The 1,382-nt window shown below is 46.6% G+C and carries 1 protein-coding gene; it reads left to right on the top strand.

Translation table 11 applies throughout. The features are described 5' to 3' along the window. Positions 1-1,261, top strand: a 1,261-nt coding sequence (locus tag A3766_RS23490; protein WP_156509074.1) for an FAD-dependent oxidoreductase, incomplete at its 5' end; no start/stop codon positions are given. Between the last annotated feature and the right edge of the window lie 121 nt (positions 1,262-1,382).

The following is a 1,382-nucleotide window of genomic DNA, read 5'->3' on the forward strand; positions in this document are numbered from 1 at the left end:
AATTGTTACCTCTGTGCCGCGTGCTGCATTTAGTTTTGCGACAGAAAAGCTTCGTAAGCCAGTTTTAATTCCTGTGTGTGCTAGTAACAGAATTAATACGCCTGAGATTGCAGAAGATATTATCGAAAAGGGTGAGGCAGATTTAGTCTCTATGGCACGCCCTTTACTGGCTGACCCTTTCTTCGTATCGAAAGCCGAGGCGGGCAAAGGCGATGAAATCAATACTTGTATTGCATGTAATCAGGCATGTTTGGATCACACTTTTCAGATGAAAAGGGCGTCGTGCTTGGTGAATCCTCGAGCTTGTCATGAAACTGAGTTGAAATATTTGCCGACTCAGGACAAGAAGCGAGTTGCGGTTATCGGTGCGGGGCCAGCAGGCATGTCTGCTTCAACGGTATTGGCTGAGCGGGGTCATCAGGTGAGTTTGTTTGATGCAAGCGACAAGATTGGCGGGCAGTTTAACATTGCCAAGCAAGTGCCGGGCAAAGATGACTTTAATGAGACCATGCGCTACTTCGGTAAGATGATTGAAAAGTATGGCGTTGACCTTCGTTTGAATACTTGGGTTGAAGCCGAAGACCTCATCAAAGAGGGGTTTGATGAGGTGATTGTCGCCACGGGTATTTCTCCTCGAACGCCTCCAATTCCTGGTGTTGAACATCAAAAGGTTATGAGTTATCTGGATGTTTTGCGTGATAAAAAGCCTGTTGGTGAGAAAGTAGCCATAATTGGTGCAGGCGGTATTGGTTTTGATGTTGGTGAGTTCCTAGTTCATAAGCACGGAGAAACGCCAGAGGCCGAAAAGCAGCAGTGGTATAAAGAGTGGGGGGTTGATACGCAGCTGAACAATCGTGCAGGCCTAATTGATCCTCAGGTCTCTGCCCCAGAGCGTGAGGTGTTCCTGCTACAAAGAAAAGAGAGTGCTCTAGGTAAGAATCTAGGCAAGACTTCTGGTTGGGTTCATCGAGCTGTGCTTAAGCAAAAGCATGTCACCATGATTCCTGGTTGTCAGTATGATCAGATTGATGACGAAGGCTTGCACATCACAGTGAACGGTAAGTCCCGCACTTTAGAGGTAGATAACGTGATTTTGTGTGCAGGACAGGACTCAAATCGTAAGTTGGCAGATGCTTTGTTGGAAGCGGGTGCTGAGGGTAAAGGGATGAAGGTTCATGTTATCGGTGGTGCAGACCTCGCAGCTGAGCTGGATGCAAAACGAGCCATTGACCAAGGTTCCCGTTTGGCCGCTGAAATTTAATCTCTATAGAGGCTTTTATAAACTAGGCTGCCTTAACCCAATTGATGAAGTCTGACTGATTCATCGGTTTTGCAAAAAGGTAGCCTTGAACTCCTTTTACATCCTTCTTACGCAGTACTTC

The sequence above is a fragment of the Oleiphilus sp. HI0132 genome (genome assembly GCF_001635845.1).